Origin of the sequence: Arthrobacter sp. CAN_A6 (genome assembly GCF_015751715.1) — a bacterium.
In the GTDB taxonomy this organism is placed as follows: Bacteria; Actinomycetota; Actinomycetes; order Actinomycetales; family Micrococcaceae; genus Arthrobacter_D.
Window position 1 is genome coordinate 21,935 of the sequence record NZ_JADOUV010000014.1, and the last position, 6,000, is coordinate 27,934.

5 protein-coding genes, 2 pseudogenes and 2 riboswitches are annotated in these 6,000 nt (G+C 61.8%); of the genes and pseudogenes, 5 read left to right on the plus strand and 2 right to left on the minus strand.

The annotated features are described in order from the left end of the window. Positions 1-12 precede the first annotated feature (12 nt). Positions 13-243 (minus strand): annotated as a pseudogene (locus IWX75_RS15830) (lipoyl synthase); the annotation flags it as partial. A gap of 273 nt (positions 244-516) precedes the next feature. Between IWX75_RS15830 and IWX75_RS17895 the strand changes: the two are divergent. The 5 genes and pseudogenes from IWX75_RS17895 to IWX75_RS15855 all read left to right on the plus strand — a co-directional run bounded on the left by IWX75_RS17895 (position 517) and on the right by IWX75_RS15855 (position 5,171). Further along, complete coding sequence (locus IWX75_RS17895; RefSeq protein ID WP_442858994.1) at positions 517-1,092, plus strand: FadR/GntR family transcriptional regulator; 576 nt, start codon at positions 517-519, stop codon at positions 1,090-1,092. After that, a riboswitch (glycine riboswitch) is annotated at positions 1,090-1,187 on the plus strand. (Overlaps the previous gene by 3 nt.) 1 nt (position 1,188) lies before the next feature. Beyond that, a riboswitch (glycine riboswitch) is annotated at positions 1,189-1,296 on the plus strand. Between the two features lie 51 nt (positions 1,297-1,347). Next, positions 1,348-1,708: pseudogene (locus IWX75_RS15840) on the plus strand (glycine dehydrogenase (aminomethyl-transferring)); the annotation flags it as partial. A 500-nt stretch (positions 1,709-2,208) separates the two neighbouring features. Further along, positions 2,209-3,408, plus strand: a complete 1,200-nt coding sequence (locus tag IWX75_RS15845; protein WP_196823227.1) for a pyridoxal phosphate-dependent aminotransferase — start codon at positions 2,209-2,211, stop codon at positions 3,406-3,408. After that, positions 3,405-4,364, plus strand: a complete 960-nt coding sequence (locus IWX75_RS15850; protein WP_196823228.1) for a 2-hydroxyacid dehydrogenase — start codon at positions 3,405-3,407, stop codon at positions 4,362-4,364. Before IWX75_RS15845 ends, IWX75_RS15850 begins: the two co-directional genes overlap by 4 nt. A 165-nt stretch (positions 4,365-4,529) precedes the next feature. Then, positions 4,530-5,171, plus strand: coding sequence for a cyclodeaminase/cyclohydrolase family protein (locus IWX75_RS15855; protein ID WP_196823229.1), 642 nt, complete (start codon positions 4,530-4,532; stop codon positions 5,169-5,171). A 13-nt stretch (positions 5,172-5,184) separates the two neighbouring features. Here IWX75_RS15855 and IWX75_RS15860 read toward each other — a convergent pair whose 3' ends face one another. Next, positions 5,185-5,751 carry a 5-formyltetrahydrofolate cyclo-ligase gene (locus IWX75_RS15860; RefSeq protein ID WP_334684408.1) on the minus strand — a complete coding sequence of 189 codons (567 nt, stop codon included), beginning with the start codon at positions 5,749-5,751 and terminating at the stop codon, positions 5,185-5,187. Positions 5,752-6,000 lie beyond the last annotated feature (249 nt).

Below are 6,000 nucleotides of genomic sequence, written 5' to 3' on the forward strand. Positions count from 1 at the left end.
AGGCATTGTGCGTTAGCCGGCGAGAAGTGAGGATGCTTCCTGGGAGGCGGAGCCGGAGTCGTCGAGGTGCGCGAGTTCTGAGGGCAGTTCGAGGCCCTTCTTGCGCATGGCCCGCGCCCAGAGGCGGCCCGCACGATAGGACGAGCGCACAAGCGGGCCGCTCATGACGCCGAGGAAGCCGATCTCTTCCGCCTCCTCACTCAGTTCGACGAATTCGCCGGGCTTCACCCAGCGATCGACCGGCGTCTCGGCATTGCGCGCCTCGATGCGCAGCAGGCGAGGCTCTCGGGGGCAAGGCTCACAGCGAAGCTCCTTTTGACTGGATGGACCCGCTGTAGCCGGGCAGTAGTGGTCCCCGTTGTGTGGGGCTGCAGTAGCTTGCTTGATCGCGGGGACTTTCGATGGACGGCGTGCCTGGTTCTTGTCGAGGTGCAGCGGGGACCCTACGGAGGAACCTATGTGTGCTTCCGTCCGACTGTCGTCGCTGACGTGCTCCCGAAGTTGAACCCTGAGGAGGTGGAGGACGTCCTGACGTTCCGTGGCGTCCTTGAGCCCGCAGCGGCATCACTGGCCGCTGGGGCGCGGCTGTCTCCGGCACAGCGCAGCCACCTGCTGAAGGCTCTCGATGAAGTCTCTCGGGCGTCGACGGGTGAATACCGCCCAAAGGATGCCCGATTCCATGTCGCGATTGCCGAGGTGGTCGGATCGCCGAGCCTCGCCCATGCGGTGGCGGATGTACGTTCGAAAGTTAGCGACCTTCTGGATCGGATCCCGCTTCTTGAGCCGAACCTAGAGCACTCGAACCGGCAGCATCAGGACATCGTCGATGCAATCCTTAGGGGCGATGTGGAGGGCGTCCCAGGATCACCTTCATGGCACCGCTTCGCTGCTCCGAGGCTTCCTCGCCCCTACCTGAGCGGGCACAAAACACTATCGATGCGCGGTGCATGTTTCCGAGTTCCCTACCCTTACAGGGTCGTAGGTCTAGGTCATGTCCCGCTGCTGCAGGCCGGTCGCGAACCCCACATTTGCGTATTCGACAGGTCTAGCGCTAACGTGTGTCGCGTATCACTACAAGTGAACTGCTTATGATCTGCGGCGGGAGAGTTCTGCCGGTACGTGTAGCAGGCGCCGTAGGAGCAAACCCTCCCCGGGAATCTCTCAGGCCCGTGTACCGCCGCGGCAAGGCAACTCTGGAAAGTAGTCCGGCCAACCGGACTCACCGGCGGTGCAAGTGGCGTCCTGCTATCAGCAGGGCAAAACGGAAACTCTCAGGTCCAATACAGAGCGGGGAGGAACCCAAGTCATCGTGGCGCGTTGCGCTGCCTGAATTATGGAGTTCCTTTCATGACGGCTCAATCTTCTCCGGCCATTTTCGCTGACCGCCATATCGGTGCCCGGCGCCAGTCGGACATCGACACCATGCTCAAGGCTGTGGGCTACGACAGCGGCGACGGTCTCGTTGACAGCGCGGTTCCTGACTCGATCCGTATTGACGGACCGCTCTCATTGGGCGATGCCCGCAGTGAAACCGAGGTACTGGCTGAACTCCGTGAGCTGGTGGCCAAGAATAAGACCGTCGTTCAGATGATCGGGCAGGGTTACTACGACACCATCACGCCACCGATCATCCGTCGCAACGTCCTGGAAGCTCCCGCTTGGTACACGGCCTACCACCCCGTATCAGCCCGAGATCTCGCAGGGCAGGGCCTAAAACGTTTTGTCCTCCGTCTTCCGGAGGGCTTTGTTGCCGAGATCGGGGAGTTCCATGGATTCAGCGTTGTCTTCTGTGCGTGATGAGGTATTCCGACGTAACCCGGGTGAGACGGAGTTCCACCAGGTTGTGATCGAGGTCTTAGACTCTCTGGGCCCGGTGTTCAGGAAACATCCCGAGTTCGTGGACGCTGCAGTATTGGGGCGGCTGTGTGAACAAGGAAAACCATGACAACAAGCCCGCAAAATATGCTAACCACCAGCGTCGGGGAGCAGCCTGAGGTTCAGGAGGAAACTTGTTCCGGTGAACCGGGTAGCCAGGACTGCCCCTACTACATCGGCCCGGAAACGGACTAAGAACCACGTCCGCAAAAAGTTCCTGGCCGTGGGCCTCGGAAAGGCACCAGTCAACCCTGCCTAACCGCCGCCACGACGCAAAAGCAGCAATTATTACCGAAGAAGATCGATCACAATCTCGATGAGGAGTGGAACAGCATGCAGCAACTCGCGAACCGGCTCGAACGTCTGGGCACCGAAACCGCCTTTAGCGTCGCCCAAGCCGCGGCCGCCTGGAAGGCGAAGGGGAACCTCGTGTACCCCTTCCATCTCGGCGACATCAACATCCCGACGGCCCCGCATATCGTCGAAGCCATGAACCGGGCCATCGCCGACGGCTATACGGGCTATTGCCCGGGCCCCGGCATCCCGCAGTTGCGCGAGGCACTCGCCGACGATCTTGGGGCCCGCCGAGGTATTGAGTTCACCCCTGACAACGTGGTCGTGATGACGGGCGGCAAGCCCGTGATCACGAAATTCCTGCAGACGGTCATGAACCCCGGCCAGGAAGTGCTCTATCCCAACCCCGGCTTCCCGATCTACGAATCGCAGATCGAGTACCTCGGTGGCACAGCGGTGCCTTACCGCTACCTGCCCACGAGCGAGGGCTTCGCGATCGATCTCGACCAGGTGCGCGCATCGATCACCCCGAATACTGTCGCAATCATCTACAACGACCTGCAGAACCCCATCTCGGCTGAGTCGACGTCGGCCGAGCGGGAGGCTATCGCACAGCTCGCCCAGGAGCACGACCTCTGGGTACTCTCCGATGAGGCGTACTTCGAGACGCGCTATGAGGGTGTCTCCAGCTCCATCGCCTCGCTTCCCGGCATGGCGGAGCGCACCGTGATCCTCTACACGTTCAGCAAGAAGTTCGCCATGACCGGATCCCGTCTGGGCTGCGCCGTCGCCCCGATCGAGATCGCCAAAATTCTCAGCACACTCAACACCAACGATGAGTCGTGCACAACGCACTACGTTCAATGGGCCGGCATCGAAGCGCTCCGTGGCACCCAGGAACCCGTACAGCAGATGCTCGACATCCTGCGCGAGCGACGGGATGCTGCATGCGAACTCGTGAACGACATCTCCGGCATGCAGGTCGCCGTGCCGAAGTCGACGTTCTACCTCTTCCCCGACGTCACCGAGACCATGCAGCGCATGGGGTACACGGCAGTCGGCGATTTCGCCTCCGCAGCCCTGCACGAGACCGGCGTCTCCTTCTGCACACGTGAGCACTTCGGACGCCGACAGCCCGGCGAAGAGCGGCAGTACATCCGGCTCGCCTACTCGGGCATCGACGTCGCTGACATCCGCGACGGCCTCGGCCACCTGCGCAAGTGGATCGAGACGGCATGAGCCGGGTCGTCGTCACGGGACGTGTACCCGAAGCCGCTATCGAAAAGCTTCGCGCCGAGCACGAGGTCGACGCCTGGCAGAGTCCGGAGTCGATTGGCCGCGAGGAGCTCCTGCGCCGGGTAGCCGGCGCCGACGCCGTGGTGAGCCTGCTCACCGAACGCATCGACTCCGAGCTGCTCGACGCCGCCGGCCCGCAGCTCAAAGTGGTCGCGAACGTCGCCGTCGGCTATGACAACATCGACGTGCCGGCCTGCACCGAACGGGGCATCGTGGCCACCAACACCCCTGGCGTACTCACGGACGCCACAGCCGACATCGCGCTCGGCCTGATCCTCATGGCGACCCGCCGGCTCGGCGAGGGGGAACGGCTCATCCGCTCCGGCCAGCCCTGGAAGTGGGGCATGTTCTTCCTGCTCGGCAGCAGCCTGCACGGCAAGACCCTCGGCATCGTAGGCATGGGCGCCATCGGCCAGGCCACCGCACTCCGGGCCAAAGCTTTCGGCATGGAAATCATCTACCAGTCGCGCAGTGAAATCGATCCCGGGATCGCCGCAGAGCTGGGCGCCCGGCGCGTCGACCTCGACGAGCTGCTGACCGTCTCCGACATCGTCTCCCTGCACTGCCCCTACGGGCCTGCCACCCACCACCTGATCGGCGCCGAACAACTCGCGGCCATGAAGGATTCGGCCTACCTCATCAACACCGCCCGCGGGCCCATCATCGACGAAGCAGCCCTCGCTTCTGCCCTTCGCGAGGGACAGATCACCGGCGCCGGGCTCGACGTTTTTGAAAACGAGCCCCGCGTGCACCCCGGATTGCTCGAGCTCGAGAACGTTGTGCTCGTCCCGCACCTCGGCTCCGCCACCATCGAGACCCGTACCGCCATGGCAATGCTCGCAGCAGACAATACCCTCGCCGTGCTCAGCGACGAACGACCACCCTCGCCGATCAATTAGAGGCAACCGGCGCCGACGCGCGAGACGACAACCCGGCCGAGTACGAGGCCCTAGTGGGGAAAGGTTGAGAACAGTGGTTGGAAAGGGGAAGGACAGGCCCATGCAATCCTGGTGGAAATGTTCGAACTTGGTAGGACACGCACCGATGGCTCAGGACGCAGCGCTATGAACACCCAAGATTCAACTCTCGGACAATGGACGGAGGCTCTGGCAAAGTCAACGGGGTCACCTGGTGGAGGAGCAGGAGCTGGGGTGATGCTTGCCCTTGCTGCATCCCTGATGTCCATGGTGGCCGGCTACACCGAGTCCGATGCTGGACAACAGGATGAAATCGATGCCCTGATTGCCCGAACGCAGTCGCTACGCGAATCCGCACTCAAGCTAGCTGACGAGGACTCAGCTGCTTCCAGCGCGTTTGGAGCAGCATTCCGCCTCGACCCGGGAGAGCGTCGGGACGAGGCTATACGCGCCGCATCCATAGAAGCTGCAAAAACTTCCGCAGCACTCGGCGAGAAGGCAATAGGAGCAATCGAGGAGTTGTTTTGGCTCGCCCACCAAGGCAACTCTGCGCTGATCGCCGACGTCGTTGTAGCATGCGGCGCACTGCGCGGTGCGATTTCCGGAGCACGCACAAACGTGAGCTTCGATTTGGCATCGCTCACGTCAGCTGGACAGTCACTGGAGCAAGTCGCTAAAGCTAACCCGGCGCTCTGGGGCTCGGTCGAGCGCTTCAACGCCGCCATAAGACACATCGATACTTTGACCGCCGAAGTGGACGACCGAGCAGCACCGACGGATAAGGGTTGAATCTGCCTGCCGTCTAGAACAAGGCCGTCATGCTGGGAGTGACTACGCCGTCGACTGGCTGATCATGAGGCTCGCGCGGCACAGTCTCACGAAACTCGGATTCGAAAACGACGGCGTAAACCGTTGGGGAATGGTCCAAGGCTGAAAGGGTGCGGTCGAAGTAACCACGTCCCCATCCAAGCCGCATCCCTGAGCGGTCCACAGCGGCCGCAGGAACAATCATCAGGTCTACCTCGGCCATGATTTCGGCGCTCAAGGGTTCCCCGACGATTTCCGGTATGCCAAAGAGGCCTACTTGCTCTGTCCCGCCGCGGCTTGGAACCCAATCCAAGAGCCCGTCAACCCTGCTCACCGGCAGGATCACATCGACACCGTTGGACGCTGCCCACTCTAGGAAGGGTCTTGTTCCGGGCTCATCTTCAGTCGATAAGTAACAGGCAACGAAACGCGGGGCGCGGTCGATGACCAAGCTCATCAAACGGGCCGAGATGTTCGCTGCCGCAGCGTTCCGTTCCGCAATGGGACGTTGACGGCGCTCCGCGCGAATGTTGGCCCGCAGCTCACGCTTCGTTGATGTCACGCGCACATTATTGCACCATGCCGTTGATGCTCGAGATATGTGGGATGCACGTGACGCTCTCCCTAATCGCCGATAACCATGACTCTGTCAACTAGCCGCTCAGCCCTTCAGTTGGCTTTAGCCACGCAGGAGCGGTCTTCGGGTTTGCGAGATTCGGAATTTTTCAAGCTGAACGGTACCAAGGGGAGTTAGGCGGCTGACTGTTGGGTGGTTTCCTGGGGTTGGTTGATCCACGCTGGTCCTGGGGGC

Excerpts from the sequence above, each read along its gene's own strand:
- IWX75_RS15845 (WP_196823227.1), top strand. The coding sequence starts at position 2,209 with ATGCAGCAACTCGCGAACCGGCTCGAACGTCTGGGCACCGAAACCGCC.
- IWX75_RS15850 (WP_196823228.1), top strand. The coding sequence starts at position 3,405 with ATGAGCCGGGTCGTCGTCACGGGACGTGTACCCGAAGCCGCTATCGAA.
- IWX75_RS15855 (WP_196823229.1), top strand. The coding sequence starts at position 4,530 with ATGAACACCCAAGATTCAACTCTCGGACAATGGACGGAGGCTCTGGCA.